Source organism: Streptomyces megasporus, from assembly GCF_000718985.1.
Taxonomy (GTDB): Bacteria; Actinomycetota; Actinomycetes; order Streptomycetales; family Streptomycetaceae; genus Streptomyces; species Streptomyces megasporus.
The window spans coordinates 257,930-273,994 of sequence record NZ_JODL01000001.1 but is presented as its reverse complement, the minus strand read 5'-3'; the positions used below and the strand labels follow the sequence as shown (position 1 = coordinate 273,994).

Below are 16,065 nucleotides of genomic sequence, written 5' to 3'. Positions count from 1 at the left end.
CGGTCACGCCGCGTTCACAGCGTTCGAGAGCCTCCGGATGTTCCCGGCGCCGCGGATTCCCCGGTGTTCCCGGGCGCTTCGGCGCCGGCGGCGAGGGCCCGCAGCGGTTCGCCGGAGAGGCGGAAGACCGTCCACTCGTCCATCGGCTCGGCGCCGAGCGCCTTGTAGAAGCCGATGCCGGGCTCGTTCCAGTTCAGTACCCACCACTGGAAACGTTCGTAACCCCGCTCGACGCAGACGCGGGCGAGTTCGGCCAGCAGCGCCTTGCCGTGACCGTCGCCGCGTGCGTGGGGGCGGACGTACAGGTCCTCCAGGTACACCCCGTGGGTGCCGGTCCAGGTCGAGTAGTTCAGGAACCACAGGGCGAAGCCGACGGGCTCTCCGCCGGCGTCGTCCTCGGCGACCAGCGCGAAGACGGCGGGGTTCTCGCGGAAGAGGGCGTCGCGCAGTTGTTCCTCGGTGGCCCTGGCGTGCTCCAGCGCGCGCTCGTACTCCGCCAGTTCGCGGATCATGGCGTGGATCACGGGGACGTCTTCGGGGGTCGCTGTTCGAATCACGTGGTGAGGCTAACCGGTCACCACGGCGGCCACCGTCGTCCCCGGGGGGAAGGCGCCCTCCCCGACCAGGGTGGTCAGGCCGTACAACGCCTTGGCGACATAGGTGCGGTCCAGCTCCGGCAGCCCGTGCCGGTCCGCGAAGTCCCGGGCGAACGCCTCCAGATCGGGGGTGGTGCGGGCGAACCCGCCACAGTGGAAGCGGTCCTCCACCGTCCAGGAGCCGCGGCGGCGGCCGAAGGCGTCGTGCTGGAGCCGCTCGACCTCGCCGGTGAGGAAGCCGCCCCGCAGGACGGAGAAACCGACGGCGTACTGCCCCTCGGCCAGTCCGGCGGCGAGTCCGGCGAGTGTGCCGCCCGTGCCGCACGCGACGGCCGCCACGTCGGCGGCGCCGCGCAGCTCCCGGCCCAGTTCGGCGGCGCCCCGCACGGCCGCCGCGTTGCTGCCGCCCTCCGGGACGAGGAGGAACGGACCGAAGAGATCGTGCAGGCGGTCGACCCACGCCGGGTCGTTCCTGCGGCGGTACTCGGCCCGCGCCACGAAGTGCAGCCGCATGCCGTCGGCGACGCAGCGGGACAGGGAGTCGTTGAGCGGTCGGTCGGCCAGTTCCTCGCCCCGCACCACCCCGATCGTGGACAGGCCCAGCAGACGTCCGGCGGCGGCCGTGGCGCGCAGGTGGTTGGAGTACGCGCCGCCGAAGGTCAGCAGCGTGTCCCGGCCGTCGCGCAGGGCGGCGCGCAGATTGGGGACGAGCTTGCGCCACTTGTTGCCGACGAGGTCTGGGTGTATCAGGTCGTCGCGCTTGAGGAGCAGGCGGACGCCGCGGCGCGCGAAGCGCTCGTCGGCCACCTCCGTCAGCGGGGAGGGCAGACGCGGGGCGAGGGCCGCCAGGGCCGCCTCGGGGCCGGACGGCGGGGAGGAGCCAAGGGGACGGCCGGGGATCGCGCTGCTCACCGTGCCATTGTCCCGCCGGCGTGTCACTCCGTGTCACGCCCGGTCCGTCCCGGAAGCCGCGGACGGAGCCGGAGCCGGAGTCGGGACCGGACGTCGTTCCGGCCGCGAAGATCCCGTGTGGTCGTCGTCGGATCCCGCCGATCCCTTGAAGAAAGGCATTACGGCCGGTGAACGGGGAAGGAGACAGGTGCCCCGTACGCCTTTGCGAACGCCGACAGCGCGTCCGTATGAAAGCGTTTTTCCGGGGCACATGGAGTACGCCCCGACCCGTGGAAGCCCGTCGCCGCGCCCCCGGGATCAGGGCTTACACGAGGTGGCTGCAGTGCACTGAGTCTGCTGTTGTCAAGTTTTCTTGGCGTAGGCTATATAGGTGTATGGAGGGCATTGCACTCAGTGCCGTGCCGGCTGCCCAGGGCAGACCGGAACAGCGAGCGACGGCCCGTGCAGACCACCTCGCCGGTACCGGCAGTACGGAAGGGGAGATGGACATGCGGTGGAACGAGTTCGTGACGAAGGTGCGTGAGCGGGGGCAGTACCCGACGACCAGAGAGGCCGAGCGTGTCTCGCGGATCGTGCTCTCGGCCCTGGGGGGCCACCTCACCGGGCCGGAGCGGACGGAGTTGGCCGTCCGCCTCCCGGAGGAGGGGATGCGCGTGCTGACCGATCAGCTCAGCGTCACCAAGCCCCTGAGCGGTGCGCAGTTCGTCGACAGCGTCGCGGCGCGCATCGAGGGAGCCACTCCGGCGACCGCGCGCTGGGACGTCAGTTCGGTGCTGAGCGTCGTCGCCGAGATCGCCGGCGACGATCTGCTGGACCGCATCATCGATCGGCTCCCGCCGGGCTACGCCCTGCTCTTCGGGCGTGCCCAGCTCGCCCAGCTCGTCTGAGCGCGAACGGACGGTCGGGCCAGCGGCCCGCAGCGGCCACCATCGCTGCGGGCCGCTGGCCTGTTTTCACTCGGTTTTCATTCGGCTCGCCGCGCGGCCGGGTCTGTCGGGCGACGGCCCCCACGTCCGTGCCTCGGCGTGGGCGCTCTGTGACGCTCGGTCCTGGTACCGGCCCGTGGTGGACGGCCGCTCGGTACAGACGACCGCACCCGGTCCGCGACGGGCTCGGTGACGGAGCCCTGCAGACCGGGTGCGGAAGGGGAAGATTCCCGTGTGGAGGGCGCCGCCGGTCGGGCGGCGCGGCTCCGGGTCAGGCCTTCTTGGTCTCCCAGAAGATCTTGTCGATCTCGGCGATGAGGTCCAGCAGCTTCTGGCCCGTCGCCGGGTCGGTGGAGGCCTTGGCGGCCGAGGCGGCCTTGAGGGCGTCGTTCACAAGCTGGTGCAACTGGGGGTACTTCTCAAAGTGCGGAGCCTTGAAGTAGTCGCTCCACAGCACGGAGATGTGGTGCTTGGCGAGCTCGGCCCGCTGCTCCTTGATGTAGGTCGCACGGGCCCGGTAGTGCGGGTCGTCGTTGGCCTGGTACTTCTCCTGAATGGCCTTGACCGACTCCGCCTCGATGCGGGCCTGGGCGGGGTCGTAGACACCGCAGGGAAGGTCGCAGTGAGCGCTGACCTTGACCTTCGGGGCGAACAGGCGGGAGAGCATGAAGCCATCCTTCCTCGTGATCGTCTTCTCACATGTGAGATTACTCCGTGAGGAACGCCTTTTCGCGTGTGCCCCCACCTGCCTAGGACAAAAGTCCCAACGGGACGGGGAGGACGGGGAAGGGGCACGGGTACAGGGACGAGGACCGGAGGTGCCGCGGATGCCGGAGCGGGTGGACGAGGAAGAGGGCCGCGGGCTGCTGCGGATCGGGCTGGCCGAGGTCTACAACCCGTCGATGGAGCCCACGCTGCTCCCCGGGGACCTGCTGGTGGTGCGCTACGGGGGCGCGGTGCGTCCCGGACACGTGGTGGTGGTGCGACACCCCTTCCAGCACGACCTGCTGATCGTCAAGCGCGCCGTGGCGCGGCGCTCGGGTGGTTGGTGGGTGCAGGGCGACAACCCGTCCGTGCGCAACGACAGTCGCGAGTTCGGGGTGGTGCCCGACGAACTCGTGGTGGCGCGCGCGTGGGCGCGGTTGCGGCCCCTGCGCCGGGTTCAGCGAAGGCCCGGCGCGTTGTTGGTCTGGCTCTTCTCGGCGGTGCGCCCGCTGTTCTCCAGGCGTTTGCGGGCGCGGTAGGCGGCGACGTTGGCGCGGGTCGCGCAGCGGTCCGAGCAGTAGCGCCGCGAGCGGTTGGTCGAGGTGTCCAGGTAGGCGTTGCGGCAGGGGTCGGCCTGGCAGATGCCCAGCCGGTCCACGCCCAGCTCGGTGAGGTGGAAGGCCAGGCCCATGCAGGCGGTGGCGGCGTACCCGGCCGTGGCGTTGGCGGGGTGGTCGGCCAGGTGCATGTGCCAGCGTGGGCGTCCCTTGTCGTCCAGGTAGTCGTGACCGGAGATCTGGGGGCTGGCGGGGAACTCCATCAGCAGGGCGTTGAGGAGGTCCACGGCCCTGGCCTCGTCCCCCTCCGAGGCCGCCGTGAAGACCGCGCGCAGCCGTGCCCGTACGCCGCGCAACCTGGTCACGTCGGCCTCCGTGGCGCGGCGCGCGGCGGCCCGGTTGGGGCCGAAGAGGTCGCGCACGGCCTCGACCGAGGTGAGCGTGTCCTCGCCGCGCCGGGGCTGCTCGGTGTTGACCAGCCGCACGGCGAAGTCCGAGTAATAGTTGAGTTCCACTTGTGGTCCTTACGGATGCGTTCTATGGTCGTGGATGGACGGAGTAAGGGGTGTTATCCGTTCCAGGCTATTACTTTCCGGAGTGCAGGGAGTTTGCCATGACCGAGACGGACACGACCGCGCACGTGGACTGGCGACACTGGCAGGCCACCTGGGACCGCCAGCAGGAGTGGTACCTGCCCGACCGCGAGGAACGGTTCACGGTGATGCTCGACGCGGTCGAGGCACTGGTCGGCCCCGAGCCGAAGGTACTGGACCTGGCGTGCGGCACGGGCAGCGTCTCCGACCGCCTGCTGCGTCGGTTCCCCAAGGCGACCGCCACCGGAGTCGACCTCGACCCGGCCCTGTTGACCATCGCGCGCGGATACTTCGCCGCCGACTCCCGGGTGGAGTTCGTCCGGGCCGATCTGCGCGATCCCCGGTGGCGTGACGCGCTGCCGCACCGCGAGTACGACGCCGTGCTCACCTCCACCGCGCTGCACTGGCTGCCCGAGGACGACCTGCGGACGCTGTACGGGCAGATCGCGGACGTGGTGCGGGACGGCGGGATCCTCCTCAACGCCGACCACATGCCCGACGAGTCCACGCCCCGGATCAACGAGGCCGTGAACGCCTTCCAGCAGGCGCGCCGCGAGCGCGAGAAGGCCGCGGGCGCGCAGGACTGGGCGGAGTGGTGGGCGGCGGCCGCGGCGGACCCGGTGCTGGCGGAACCGACCGCCGAGCGCTTCCGCATCTTCGGCAACCCGGCGGAGGGGGACCACGCCGACGATCAGGCGAAGCCCGCCGCCTGGCACGCCGAGGCGCTGCGGGCGGCCGGCTTCGCCGAGGCTCGGACGGTGTGGGCCTCGCCGACCGACGCGATGGTGCTCGCGCTGAAGTGACATCGGCTCCCGGCGCCGGCTTCCGGCACCGGGAGCCGACGGACAACGGCCGCGGGGGTGGTGCGAACCGGTGCACCGGTTCGCACCACCCCCGCGGCCGTTCTGGGCCGTTGTGGGCCGGTCGGCGCCGGTCAGCGCCGGGCGACGCCCTCGGCGCGGGCGGCGGCGGCGACGGCGGCGGTGACCGCCGGGGCGACCCGCTCGTCGAACGGCGAGGGGATCACCTTCTCCGCGCTCAGCTCGTCGGCGACCACCGAGGCCAGGGCGTCGGCCGCGGCCAGCTTCATGCCCTCGGTGATCCGCGAGGCCCGCACCTGGAGGGCGCCCGCGAAGATGCCCGGGAAGGCGAGGACGTTGTTGATCTGGTTCGGGTAGTCGCTTCGGCCGGTGGCGACGACCGAGGCGTACTTGCGCGCCACGTCCGGGTGGATCTCCGGCGTGGGGTTGGCCATGGCGAAGACGAACGCGTCCTTGGCCATCTTCGCGACGGCCTCCTCGGGGACCGTGCCGCCGCTGACGCCGACGAAGACGTCGGCGCCCTCCATCGCCGTCTCCAGCGATCCGGTCAGGCCCGCCTTGTTGGTGAAGCCCGCCAGCTCGCGCTTGACGGCGGTGAGGTCCGTGCGGTCGGGAGAGACGATGCCCTTGCGGTCGCAGACCGTCACATCGCCGATCCCCGCCTCGACCAGGATGCGGGCGATGGCGACGCCGGCCGCCCCCGCCCCGGAGATGACGGCGCGCAGCTCGCCGAGCTCGACGCCGCGCAGCCGGGCGGCGTTGCGCAGGGCGGCGAGCGTGACCACGGCCGTGCCGTGCTGGTCGTCGTGGAAGACCGGGATGTCCAGGCGCTCCTGGAGCCTGCGCTCGATCTCGAAGCAGCGGGGCGCGGAGATGTCCTCCAGGTTGACGCCTCCGAAGGAGGGCGCCATGCGGACGATGGTCTCCACGATCTCGTCCACGTCCGTGCAGGACAGCGCGATCGGGATCGCGTCGACACCGCCGAACTGCTTGAAGAGGATGGCCTTGCCCTCCATCACCGGAAGGGACGCCTCCGGTCCGATGTCGCCCAGGCCCAGCACCGCGGTGCCGTCCGTGACGACCGCCACGACCTGGGACTTCCACGTGTAGTCGTGGACCAGTTCCGGCTGTTCCGCGATGGCGCTGCACACCTTGGCCACACCGGGCGTGTAGGCCAGGGACAGGTCGTCCGCGTCCCGCACCGGCACGGTCGCCCGAACCGCCATCTTGCCGCCGCGGTGCAGAGCGAACGCCGGATCGATGGCCGGATCGACGTCGTTCTCCAGTTCGCTCCCGGAATTGACGATCTCCGCTGCCACTGTTCTAACCCCTTTGTCGAAAATTTCTGCGAGGGTGGCCGCTGCCTGGTCGAGGAGCGGGCGGGCACCACGCCCGCGGCCTGTTCGATGGATGGGGCCACCGTCGAGGGAGTCACGGACGCCGGGCGCGCCGCACACACGCCCTGGTCCCCGGGTGAGGGGTGTAACTGCTCTTTCTACCGGATACCGAACGCGGCATACGAGTGGCTTCCATCTCGTGGACGGCTCCGGGACGCCCCCGTACCTGGGACGACAGGGACAAAACCCCTGGGCAGAGGCCGGAGTGACGCTCCGGCGACGGGAGGTCAGGGGACGTGAGGAGTGACGAAACTCTCCTTCTGTTAGGGTCGCCGCTCATACGAGCGGCGGGTTACCTGCCGTAACCGACGTCCGATGATCGATCCTGCCATCCCGTTATCCGATTTTGACCTGGTGACCATCCTGGCCTCCAGGGGCCGGATGGCAAGATTCCCTTCATCGCAGAGGGCCGCGCCACACACGTGGAGGTGTGCTCGGCCGATCGGCTGCTCCACTCACCCCGCAGGAGGACCACCCATGACCGCTCGCACGACCCGCCCCCTGCCCACGGGTACCTCCCGTTCCTCCGCGCGGCGGCGCCTCGCCGCGGTCGGAGCCCTCGCGGTCGCGGGCTCCCTGCTGCTGACGGCGTGCGGCGACCAGACCGACGGCGGTGGTGAGAAGGGTGGTGGCGACACCAAGGCCAAGACGTCCCAGGCCCCGCTCTTCGACAAGCTCCCCGAGAAGATCCGGTCCGCGGGCGTCATCAAGGTCGGCTCGGACATCGCCTACGCGCCGGTCGAGTTCTACGACGAGAACGACCAGGTCGCCGGCATCGACCCCGACCTGGCCGACGCCCTGGAGAAGCAGCTCGGTGTCGAGTTCGAGTTCACCAACGGAACCTTCGACCAGCTCGTCCTCGGCATGAATTCCGGCCGCTTCGACATCGTGATGTCGGCCATGACCGACACCAAGGAGCGCCAGCAGGGCGCGAGCGAGGACGCCCAGGGCGGCGCGGACTTCGTCGACTACTTCCGGGCCGGCTCCGCGATCCTGGTCAAGAAGGGCAACCCCGAGGGCATCACGTCCCTGGACGACCTCTGCGGCAGGACCGTCGCCCTCCAGCGCGGCACGGCGAACGAGGACCTCGCCGAGGCGCAGAACAAGAAGTGCGACAAGCCGATCAAGATCCTCGCCTTTGAGAAGGACACCGAGGCGCTGCTCCAGGTGAAGCAGGGACGCGCGGTCGCGGACATCAACGACTACCCGGTCGCGGCGTACAACGCCAAGACCTCCGGCGGGGGCAAGGACTTCGAGGTCGTCGGCGAACAGATCGACGCCGCCCCCTACGGCATCGCCGTGAGCAAGAAGAACACCGAACTCCGCGACGCCATCAAGGCCGCCCTCGACGCGATCATCGACAACGGCGAGTACCAGAAGGTCCTGGAGAAGTGGGACGTCACCGACGCCGGAGTCGAAGAGGCCGTCGTCAACGGCGGCAAGTGAGCAGTACCGGACCACACGGTCCCGCCGCACCCTCACAGCAAAGGTAACCATCCGTGTCCGACCCTGAAGAAAAGGTGCCGGCCCCGACGGTGTCCATCACCAAGGACTCCGGCGGGGCGGGCGGGACGGGGCCGGTGGCCAAGAGCTCCCCGGTTCCGCCCGAGGCCGTCAAAGCCATTCCGGTACGCCACTACGGCCGGTGGATCAGCGCCGTGGTCGTGCTGGTCGTGTTGGCCATGCTGGTGTCGGCGTTCGCGAACGCCCAGATCGGCTGGTCGACGGTGGGCGACTACCTCGACCACGAGACGATCATCGCGGGTGCCATCAACACCCTGTGGATCACGCTGCTCGCGATGCTCCTGGGCGTCGTGCTCGGCACGATCCTCGCCGTGATGCGGCTGTCGAAGAACCCGGTGATGTCCTCCGTCGCCTGGGGGTACATCTGGGTCTTCCGCGGCACGCCCGTCCTGGTGCAGCTCCTGCTCTGGTACAACCTGGCGCTGATCTTCCCGGTCCTGGACCTGGGCTTCTACCGCGACGAGATGAACGACGTCATGACGCCGTTCCTCGCCGCGCTGCTGGGCCTCGGTCTGAACGAGGCCGCCTACATGGCCGAGATCAGCCGGGCCGGCATCCAGTCGGTGGACGAGGGCCAGACCGAGGCGGCGCACGCCCTGGGCATGACCCGCGCCCGCACCATGCGGCGGATCGTGCTGCCGCAGGCCATGCGGGTGATCATCCCGCCGACCGGCAACGAGTTCATCAACATGCTCAAGACCTCGTCGCTGGCCTATGCCATCCAGTACGGCGAGCTGCTCCTGTCGGCCACCAAGATCTCCTCGCGCAACCTCGCGGTGATGGAACTGCTGTTGGTGGCCACCATCTGGTACCTGCTGCTCACCTCGGTCTTCAGCGTCGGCCAGTACTACCTGGAGCGTCACTTCCAGCGCGGTTCGACCCGCAGCCTGCCGTCCACCCCATGGCAGAAGGTGAAGGCGAACCTGTTCTCGCTGCGTTCTCCGAGTCAGGGAGGGGTGTAGGCATGACCCCGATGGTGAAGGCGGAGGGCGTCCACAAGTCCTTCGGGCACGCCCACATCCTCAAGGGCATCGACCTGGAGGTGGCCCAGGGCGAGGTGTTCTGCCTGGTCGGCCCGTCCGGCTCCGGCAAGTCCACTTTCCTGCGCTGCATCAACCACCTGGAGAAGATCAGCGCCGGACGGCTGTGGGTCGACGGTGACCTCGTCGGCTACCGGCAGAAGGGCGACAAGCTCTACGAGCTCAAGGAGCGCGAGGTCGCGGCCCAGCGCCGCGACATCGGCATGGTCTTCCAGCGTTTCAACCTCTTCCCCCACATGACGGCGGTGGAGAACGTCATGGAGGCGCCGGTCCAGGTCAAGGGCGAGACCAGGGCGGTGGCCCGGGAGCGGGCGCTGAAGCTGCTGGACCGCGTCGGCCTCGGCGAGCGGACCGACCACTACCCCTCCCAGCTCTCCGGTGGCCAGCAGCAGCGGGTGGCCATCGCCCGGGCGCTGGCGATGGAACCCAAGCTGATGCTCTTCGACGAGCCCACCTCGGCGCTCGACCCGGAGTTGGTCGGCGAGGTGCTGGACGTCATGCGCGACCTGGCCGAGGACGGCATGACGATGATCGTCGTCACCCACGAGATGGGCTTCGCCCGCGAGGTCGGCGACTCGCTGGTCTTCATGGACGACGGTGTGGTCGTCGAGTCCGGCCACCCGCGCGAGGTGCTGACCAACCCGCGGCACGAGCGGACGAAGGCGTTCCTGTCGAAGGTCCTGTAAGGGGCCATGGGGCCGACCCGGCGGATCGGGCGGCGCGGAACCCCGCACGGGGTTCCGCGCCGCCCGATTCCGTCCCGCGGGTCGCGGCGCGCGTCACACCGGTGTCCGGTTCCCCCGCGCCGTCGAGCGGCCTAGGGTTCGGATCATGTTTGCTGCCTATGCCGCGCGCATCGACCGTGACCAGCCGCTGAACGGACTCGAACTGGGCGACCGTCCGGAACCGGACGTGCCCGTGGGCTGGACGACCATCGACGTCAAGGCCGCCTCCCTCAACCACCACGACCTGTGGTCCCTGCGCGGGGTGGGTCTCGGCGAGGAATCCCTGCCGATGATCCTCGGCTGCGACGCGGCCGGGGTGGACGCCGACGGCAACGAGGTGGTGCTCCACTCGGTGATCGGCGCGACCGGCCACGGGGTCGGGCCGCGTGAGAGGCCCTCGATCCTGACCGAGAAGTACCAGGGCACGTTCGCCGAGCGGGTCGCCGTGCCGCAGTGGAACGTCCTGCCCAAGCCCAAGGAACTCTCCTTCGAGGAGGCCGCCTGCCTGCCGACGGCGTGGCTGACCGCCTACCGGATGCTGTTCACAAACGCCGGTGTGCGTCCCGGGGACTCCGTCCTGGTCCAGGGTGCGGGCGGCGGTGTCGCCACGGCGGCCATCGTGCTGGGCGCCGCGGCGGGCCTGCGGGTCTTCGCCACCAGCCGCGACGAGGGCAAGCGCAAGCGTGCCGAGGAGCTGGGCGCCGAGGCCGCGTTCGAGAGCGGAGCCCGACTGCCGCACCGGGTGGACGCGGTGATCGAGACGGTGGGCGCCGCCACCTGGTCCCACTCGGTGAAGTCGCTCAAGCCCGGCGGAACGCTGGTGATCTCGGGTGCGACCAGCGGCCCGAACCCGCCCGCCACGGAGTTGAACCGGATCTTCTTCCTGGAGCTGAAGGTCGTCGGTTCCACGATGGGCAGCAAGGAGGAGCTGGCCTCGCTGCTGAACTTCTGCACCGTCAAGGGCGTCCGCCCGGTGATCGACACCGTCCTGCCGCTGGACCGGGCCCGCGAGGGCTTCGAGAAGATGGCGACGGGCGACCTCTTCGGCAAGGTCGTCCTGACGGTCTGACAGCCCGACGGCCCGACCGGCCGACGGCTCGGTCGGGACTCTTCGCGCGGCGGCGGCCGACCGTCGGTCGGTGGCCGCCGCGCGGCGGTGCTAATCCGGGCGCCGGGAGTGCAGCAGGGCGACGATGTGGGCCGCCGCCGCGGACAGGTGGCGGCGGGCCTCGCGCACCTGCTCCTCGCCGACCCCGTGGTCGCGGGCCGCGTCCCGCACATCGTCGCGGAAGCGGTCCAACAACCGCTCCAGGTCGCGCTGTGGGTCACCGGTGGGGGCAACCTCCTCGGCCCACTCCGGCGTCGGTGTGTCGGCGGTGTCGTCGGTGGTGTCGGCGGCGTCGGCGCGAGCCTCGCCCCGGGGGTCGGTCCGCTCCTCCGAGCGGGCGTCCGAGGCGAAGTAGGGCGGCCAAGGTGTGGTGTGGCCGGTGATTCGCCCCAGATTGCCCATCTGCCGGGCCAGTTCCGACACGCCCAGCCGCACCGCGCCCTGCCAGTCGCCCTGTTGGGCCCGGGCCTGCACCGACTGGACCTGTTCCTGGATCTGACGGGCGATCCGCTCGGCCTCCTCCCGGGCGGCGTCCCGCGCCTGGCGGGCCTTGCGCGCCTGGACCCTGGCCTGCTGCGCCTCCTGCCGGGCCCGACGGGCCTGCTCCTTCAACTGCTCCCCGGCCCGGCGCATCTCCTCCTTCGCCGTCCGCAGTGCCTCCTTGTCCGCCCAGGGACCTTGGAAGGCGGCCTCCCAGGCCGCTTCCCAGCCGGGGAAGGACTCCTCGCCCTCGGCGCTGCGGTTGCGCCGCGCCTCCTCGCGCACCTCGCGGCGCAGATCGCCGGCCGCGTCGCCGACGTCCTCGCGTATGTCGGCGGCCAGGGCCGCCAGCGACTCGTGGATCTCCCGTTCCAGTTCGGTCAACTCGCCCTGCCGACCGGAGAGTTCGGCATGCCCGGCGTCGGTGAGGGAGTAGACCTTGCGGCCCCCCTCGGTGGTGTGGCTGATCAGGCCCTCGGCCTCCAGCTTGGCCAGGCGCGGGTAGACCGTGCCGGCGGAGGGCGCGTAGAGCCCCTGGAAGCGCTCCTCCAACAGCCGGATCACCTCGTATCCGTGGCGCGGCGCCTCGTCGAGGAGCTTGAGCAGGTACAGGCGGAGTCGGCCGTGGGCGAAGACGGGGGGCATGTCACACGTCCTTACGGAGGGAGGGCTCGGTCGGCGGGGTCGTGCCGTCGGGGGAGGCGGAGGCGCCGAAGTCCTCGAAGGCGCCGTCGTCCGCCGGTGGGCGGCGCAGCAGGGCGATCGAGCCGGAGACGGTGGAGGCCCGCAGCCGCCCGTTGCCCGCCCCGAGGGTGCCCGTGATCCGCTTGGCCCCCCACTGCCCGGAGACCCGCAAGTCCTCGAAGGCGCAGGAGACGGAGCCGCCGGCGGTGTTCGCGTCGACCACGGTGTCGGCCGGATGCGGCAGCCGAATGGCGATCTCGCCCGCGAGAGAGGTGAGCCGGACGTCCGTGCCCCGGTCCTTCCGTACCGGGTCGAGGTCCAGCACGATGTCGCCGTCGACCGTGTCGGCCCGCACCGACGAACCGCCGCCGTCGACCACCGTCAGATCGCCGGAGACGGAGCCGAACCGCAGGTCGCCGACCACCCCCTGCGCCTCGACGTTCCCGGAGACCGTGTCGACCCGCGCCGGGCCCGTCAGGCCCACCAGTGTGACGCCGCCGGTGATCCCGCGCACGTCGGCGCGGCCCTCGACGCCGGTGACGACCGCGTCGGCGCCGACCACCCCGATCTCGACCCGGACGCCCGCCGGCACGGCGAGCGACACGTCGGCGCGGCGCCGCGGACCCGTGCGGTCGAACAGGCCGAGGAAGCCCTTCCAGGGCAGGTCGTCGTACGCGACGGTGAGGACGCCGTCCTCCACGGTGACGGTCAGCGGAGGGCCGTCGAGGGCACCGACCTCCAACCGGGTGGTCGGCTCGTCGGTGCCCACGACGTTGACCGTGCCGTTCACGACACGGACGCGCAGAGTGTGAAGGGCCTCGTCGACGTCGAGCCTGCGCGGCTCGCCCACGGACCACTCGGACCGACCTGACACGGTGGCCTCCCCCTGTCTCGGCACGCGACGACATATCGCGTCTCTGAAGACACACGATATATCGTGGTGCCGAGAAGTCAAGAAAACGCTCCGCCCCGTTCGCGGCACGGAATCCGGAACGGGGCGGAACGGAGAAGCGGCGAAGAAGCGGTGGAACAGAGGCGGGTACGGAGACGGAACAGAAACGGAGGCGGGGCGGGCGCCGGACGGCCGCCGTCAGTCGTCCTCGTCGTCCAGCCGGGCCAGCCAGGTCGCGAGCCGCTCGACGGGCACCTCGAAGTCCGGATTGAGGTCGACGAAGGTCCGTAGCTGTTCGGAGAGCCACCCGAAGGTGATCTCCTCGTCGCCACGCCGCTGTTCCAGCTCCTCGATGCCGCGGTCGGTGAAGTACATCGGTGCTCCCGTGTGCAGGGGTGTTTCTCCACGGGCCAGCGTAAGCGGGCGCGGAAGCGGCCCGTACCGGCGGTGGTCGCGGGGTCGCCCGTCCCCACGCCGCGCCGGTAGCCTGGCGGGACGGCCGGCGGGGAACGCCCGCGGGTCGGTCGCCGACGTCGGGGGACGGGGGAGCGGTGGAGCGGAGGGTCCAGGAGATCGAACTGCCCGGCGGGGAGAAGGTCCTCGCCCGGATCGGAGTCCTCGACGCGGAGGAGGTCGGCGCCCTCGGGGAGGAGGAGTTCGCCTTCCGGGACGTCGGGGTGGTCGACCGCCTCGCCGGCCGGGTCGGTCGGCTGGGCGAACTCATCGGCGGCATGGGCACGGCGGTGCTCGACGCGGCCCGGGCCGCCCGCCCCGACGAGGTCTCCGCCACCTTCGGCGTCGAACTCGTGGCGAAGGCGGGCAGGACGGTCGCCGTGCTCGCCGACGGAGAGGCCAAGGCGTCCCTGAGCGTCACCCTCACCTGGCGGGCGGAGCACCCGACGGGCGTCGACGGGACGTCCGCCGGTGCGGGGGCGTGAACCCGGCGTCCCCACGCCCACTCCCGCCCGTCGCACGGGGGCACTAGCCTCTTCCCGTACGTTTCGCGTACGGGGGACGGGGTGCGTATGACGGACATTCCCACAGTCGTTCTCACCGGGCCGTGTTCCGGTGTGTCGCCGTGCGCCCCGTGTGCCCGATGAACTCCCTCGAAAGCGCCGTCCGCGGTGCCGTGGTGCGCATCGGGCCGTCCGGCGACGGGTATGACGGACGCAGCGCCCGGTTCTGGGGCAGCGGCTTCTTCGTCGCCCCCGGTTGGGTGTTGACGTGCGCCCATGTCGTCGGCAAGGGGGCGGGTGCGGTGTTGAGGGGAGAGAGCGGCATCGGCGTCACGGTGTCGAGCGGTGAGTCGCTCACCGCGGAACTCGTGCGCTGCCTGCCCCGACCGGCCCGGCCCGACGCGCCGCCGGCCCCCTGGCCCGCACCCGACCTGGCGCTCCTGCGCGTACCGGAGTCCGAGGACGCCGACTGCCTCTGGCTCAGCGACCGCACGGCCCTCACCCCCGCCGAGGTGGGCGTGTACGGCTGGACGAACGCCCCCGGCGGGGGACAGGAGTACCTCGGCAGCACCGGCCGGGCGTTCGGCGGCCGGCACGGGCCCGTCGTCCTCCGGGGCGTCCTCCTCGTGCCCGGCTGCTCCGGCGCCCCGGTCGTCGACCTGGAACGGGGCGCCGCCATCGGCGTCTGCAAGGGCTCGGGCAGCGGCGGTTTCGGCCAGGCGACCCCCGTCACCGCGCTCCGCGCCCTGTGCGACGAGGGCGGAGGCGGCGACAGGCTGTTCCACGAGGTGCTGCGCGCCCACGACGCCCACCACCACCGTCGGGTCGCCTCCCCCCACTTCTCCTGGCCGCGCCTCCACCGCGAACTGGACCAGCGGGCGCTCGCCTTCACCGGCCGGCCCCGGGCCCGGCTGTACGACCTGTTCGCCCGGCTGCCGCCGCCCGGCGGGGCGGGACAGGTCCTGGAGGCGGTCAACGAGGTCCGCCGCCACGTCCTGCGACCTCCCCACACCCCCGAGGCCCACCCCCCGCGCGGCTGGCGCGAGGGGGCCGGACTGCTCTACGGCGGCCCGCTGGAACTGGAGGCGGCGGTGCTGTACGCCGCGAAGGTCCACGCCGTGCTGACCCGGCACGGCGGAGCCGAGCGGCGGGTACTGGCCGAACTGCGCGACTGGATCGAGGACAGCCGCTTCTCCCTCCCCAACGACGTCATACGGAACGAGACGGTCCCCTCCGTCCTGACCGACACCGGCACGCCCGAGGCCGCCGCGGACCGCGCGGACGTCCTGGTGGAGATCGGCCCGGACCTCTACGGGAACCACCACTGGCGGATCGCGCACGTCCTCCCCGACGGCCGGCTCACACCGATCCACCAGGACGACGTGGGCGTGCCCCGGGCCCGGCTGAGACAGGCCATCCGCGGCGCGCTCGCCGCCGCCGTCGACGCCGGGGACGTCGACGAGCACCTGGCGGCCGTCGAGTTCGTGCTGCCGCGCTCCCTGTTCGACGAACCGGTGGACGAGTGGCGGCTGTGCGACCCCGACCCCCAGGACCCCTTCAACCCGCGCGCCCTGCCGATCGGCCGCCGTCGCATCGTCGTCCTGCGGGACGGACAGCGGCACACCCAGGGCGTCACCCCGGAGTGGCGCGCCCGCTGGAAGGGCGTGCGCGAAGGGCCCCTCGAAGCGGTCCCGCTCCACGCCGAACTCCCCGTCCCCGGGCACGACGCACCCTGGCGGGAGAGCCCGCACGCCGGCTACGCGCGGCTGCACGCGGCCCCGGCGGGAGCCGTGCCCGTCTCCTGCGCCCGGGGCGGCGCCGACCCCGGGGCCCCGGCCCTGGCCGCCGCGCTCAGCGCCGGACACGCCGTGGCGCTGTGGCGGAGGTACGACGTCGAGGGGCACACGGACTGCGCGGACTTCCACAAGCGCGTCGCGGACCTGCTGGAGGAGGCCGGCACCGCCGACAACCTGCCCGGACACGTCCGCGTCCTGCGCAGCCGCAACGCCGACCACGGAACGAATGACCAGGAAGCGGTCTGGGCGCGCCATATGGTCCTGCTCTACGATCCGCCGCACAGGCCACCGCTCCCCGGCGGGCCCCTCCAGGTCCCGCCGTCGGCGCCCCCGACACCGACAGCGTGAGGAGC

At 71.5% G+C, this 16,065-nt stretch carries 17 protein-coding genes; 9 read left to right on the top strand and 8 right to left on the bottom strand.

Features of this window, described 5'->3' with window-relative positions:
• Nucleotides 1-14 precede the first annotated feature (14 nt).
• Together IF47_RS0101175 and IF47_RS0101170 are read right to left on the bottom strand one after the other, a co-directional pair.
• Nucleotides 15-557: a GNAT family N-acetyltransferase gene (locus IF47_RS0101175; protein ID WP_037731683.1), complete on the bottom strand. Its 543-nt coding sequence runs from the start codon at nt 555-557 to the stop codon at nt 15-17.
• A 9-nt stretch (nt 558-566) separates the two neighbouring features.
• A complete protein-coding gene (locus tag IF47_RS0101170) occupies nt 567-1,496 on the bottom strand; it encodes a 1-aminocyclopropane-1-carboxylate deaminase/D-cysteine desulfhydrase (protein ID WP_051716809.1) in 930 nt (309 codons plus the stop codon).
• 500 nt (nt 1,497-1,996) lie between these two features.
• Here IF47_RS0101170 and IF47_RS0101165 point away from each other — a divergent pair, with 500 nt between their 5' ends.
• Nucleotides 1,997-2,395 carry a DUF2267 domain-containing protein gene (locus tag IF47_RS0101165; protein WP_342667209.1) on the top strand — a complete coding sequence of 133 codons (399 nt, stop codon included), beginning with the start codon at nt 1,997-1,999 and terminating at the stop codon, nt 2,393-2,395.
• Nucleotides 2,396-2,705: 310 nt separating this feature from the next.
• On the opposite strand, the gene sodN is transcribed toward IF47_RS0101165, so the two are convergent.
• A complete protein-coding gene (gene sodN / locus IF47_RS0101160; RefSeq protein WP_031505963.1) occupies nt 2,706-3,101 on the bottom strand; it encodes a superoxide dismutase, Ni in 396 nt (131 codons plus the stop codon).
• A gap of 160 nt (nt 3,102-3,261) precedes the next feature.
• On the opposite strand from sodN, the gene sodX reads away from it, so the two are divergent.
• Nucleotides 3,262-3,678, top strand: coding sequence for a nickel-type superoxide dismutase maturation protease (gene sodX, locus IF47_RS0101155; protein WP_031505962.1), 417 nt, complete (start codon nt 3,262-3,264; stop codon nt 3,676-3,678).
• Here sodX and IF47_RS0101150 read toward each other — a convergent pair.
• Nucleotides 3,597-4,211, bottom strand: a complete 615-nt coding sequence (locus IF47_RS0101150; RefSeq protein ID WP_031505961.1) for a CGNR zinc finger domain-containing protein — start codon at nt 4,209-4,211, stop codon at nt 3,597-3,599. The two genes, sodX and IF47_RS0101150, sit on opposite strands and share 82 nt — an antisense overlap.
• 98 nt (nt 4,212-4,309) lie before the next feature.
• Between IF47_RS0101150 and IF47_RS0101145 the strand changes: the two genes are divergently transcribed.
• Complete coding sequence (locus tag IF47_RS0101145; RefSeq protein WP_031505960.1) at nt 4,310-5,092, top strand: class I SAM-dependent methyltransferase; 783 nt, start codon at nt 4,310-4,312, stop codon at nt 5,090-5,092.
• Between the two features lie 131 nt (nt 5,093-5,223).
• On the opposite strand, the gene IF47_RS0101140 is transcribed toward IF47_RS0101145, so the two are convergent.
• A complete protein-coding gene (locus tag IF47_RS0101140) occupies nt 5,224-6,429 on the bottom strand; it encodes an NAD(P)-dependent malic enzyme (protein WP_031505959.1) in 1,206 nt (401 codons plus the stop codon).
• Nucleotides 6,430-6,984: 555 nt separating this feature from the next.
• On the opposite strand from IF47_RS0101140, the gene IF47_RS0101135 reads away from it, so the two are divergent.
• The 4 genes from IF47_RS0101135 to IF47_RS0101120 all read left to right on the top strand — a co-directional run bounded on the left by IF47_RS0101135 (nt 6,985) and on the right by IF47_RS0101120 (nt 10,865).
• Nucleotides 6,985-7,953 carry an ABC transporter substrate-binding protein gene (locus IF47_RS0101135; RefSeq protein WP_031505957.1) on the top strand — a complete coding sequence of 323 codons (969 nt, stop codon included), beginning with the start codon at nt 6,985-6,987 and terminating at the stop codon, nt 7,951-7,953.
• A 53-nt stretch (nt 7,954-8,006) separates the two neighbouring features.
• Nucleotides 8,007-8,993, top strand: coding sequence for an amino acid ABC transporter permease (locus IF47_RS0101130; RefSeq protein ID WP_078591469.1), 987 nt, complete (start codon nt 8,007-8,009; stop codon nt 8,991-8,993).
• Between the two features lie 11 nt (nt 8,994-9,004).
• Nucleotides 9,005-9,757, top strand: a complete 753-nt coding sequence (locus IF47_RS0101125; protein WP_031505955.1) for an amino acid ABC transporter ATP-binding protein — start codon at nt 9,005-9,007, stop codon at nt 9,755-9,757.
• A 145-nt stretch (nt 9,758-9,902) separates the two neighbouring features.
• Nucleotides 9,903-10,865 (top strand): zinc-binding dehydrogenase, encoded by a 963-nt coding sequence (locus IF47_RS0101120; RefSeq protein ID WP_031505954.1) that lies wholly within the window; start codon nt 9,903-9,905, stop codon nt 10,863-10,865.
• Between the two features lie 90 nt (nt 10,866-10,955).
• Here IF47_RS0101120 and IF47_RS0101115 read toward each other — a convergent pair whose 3' ends face one another.
• The 3 genes from IF47_RS0101115 to IF47_RS30990 all read right to left on the bottom strand — a co-directional run bounded on the left by IF47_RS0101115 (nt 10,956) and on the right by IF47_RS30990 (nt 13,335).
• Nucleotides 10,956-12,029 (bottom strand): helix-turn-helix transcriptional regulator, encoded by a 1,074-nt coding sequence (locus IF47_RS0101115; protein WP_031505953.1) that lies wholly within the window; start codon nt 12,027-12,029, stop codon nt 10,956-10,958.
• Between the two features lies 1 nt (nt 12,030).
• Nucleotides 12,031-12,942 carry a DUF4097 family beta strand repeat-containing protein gene (locus tag IF47_RS0101110; RefSeq protein ID WP_031505952.1) on the bottom strand — a complete coding sequence of 304 codons (912 nt, stop codon included), beginning with the start codon at nt 12,940-12,942 and terminating at the stop codon, nt 12,031-12,033.
• 216 nt (nt 12,943-13,158) lie between these two features.
• The gene (locus IF47_RS30990) at nt 13,159-13,335 is read right to left on the bottom strand and encodes a DUF6104 family protein (RefSeq protein ID WP_169745188.1); all 177 of its coding nucleotides are present in this window, start codon (nt 13,333-13,335) and stop codon (nt 13,159-13,161) included.
• A 176-nt stretch (nt 13,336-13,511) separates the two neighbouring features.
• On the opposite strand from IF47_RS30990, the gene IF47_RS0101100 reads away from it, so the two are divergent.
• Both IF47_RS0101100 and IF47_RS0101095 read left to right on the top strand, forming a co-directional pair.
• The gene (locus tag IF47_RS0101100) at nt 13,512-13,898 is read left to right on the top strand and encodes a CU044_2847 family protein (RefSeq protein WP_031505951.1); all 387 of its coding nucleotides are present in this window, start codon (nt 13,512-13,514) and stop codon (nt 13,896-13,898) included.
• A 158-nt stretch (nt 13,899-14,056) separates the two neighbouring features.
• Nucleotides 14,057-16,060 (top strand): VMAP-C domain-containing protein, encoded by a 2,004-nt coding sequence (locus IF47_RS0101095; RefSeq protein ID WP_037731735.1) that lies wholly within the window; start codon nt 14,057-14,059, stop codon nt 16,058-16,060.
• Nucleotides 16,061-16,065 lie beyond the last annotated feature (5 nt).

Bases quoted from the DNA above. Each gene is read 5' to 3' on its own strand.
- sodX (WP_031505962.1), top strand. From the start codon at position 3,262: ATGCCGGAGCGGGTGGACGAGGAAGAGGGCCGCGGGCTGCTGCGGATC.
- IF47_RS0101095 (WP_037731735.1), top strand. From the start codon at position 14,057: ATGAACTCCCTCGAAAGCGCCGTCCGCGGTGCCGTGGTGCGCATCGGG.
- sodN (WP_031505963.1), bottom strand. From the start codon at position 3,101: ATGCTCTCCCGCCTGTTCGCCCCGAAGGTCAAGGTCAGCGCTCACTGC.
- IF47_RS30990 (WP_169745188.1), bottom strand. From the start codon at position 13,335: ATGTACTTCACCGACCGCGGCATCGAGGAGCTGGAACAGCGGCGTGGC.
- IF47_RS0101125 (WP_031505955.1), top strand. From the start codon at position 9,005: ATGGTGAAGGCGGAGGGCGTCCACAAGTCCTTCGGGCACGCCCACATC.
- IF47_RS0101165 (WP_342667209.1), top strand. From the start codon at position 1,997: ATGCGGTGGAACGAGTTCGTGACGAAGGTGCGTGAGCGGGGGCAGTAC.
- IF47_RS0101135 (WP_031505957.1), top strand. From the start codon at position 6,985: ATGACCGCTCGCACGACCCGCCCCCTGCCCACGGGTACCTCCCGTTCC.
- IF47_RS0101120 (WP_031505954.1), top strand. From the start codon at position 9,903: ATGTTTGCTGCCTATGCCGCGCGCATCGACCGTGACCAGCCGCTGAAC.
- IF47_RS0101115 (WP_031505953.1), bottom strand. From the start codon at position 12,029: ATGCCCCCCGTCTTCGCCCACGGCCGACTCCGCCTGTACCTGCTCAAG.
- IF47_RS0101145 (WP_031505960.1), top strand. From the start codon at position 4,310: ATGACCGAGACGGACACGACCGCGCACGTGGACTGGCGACACTGGCAG.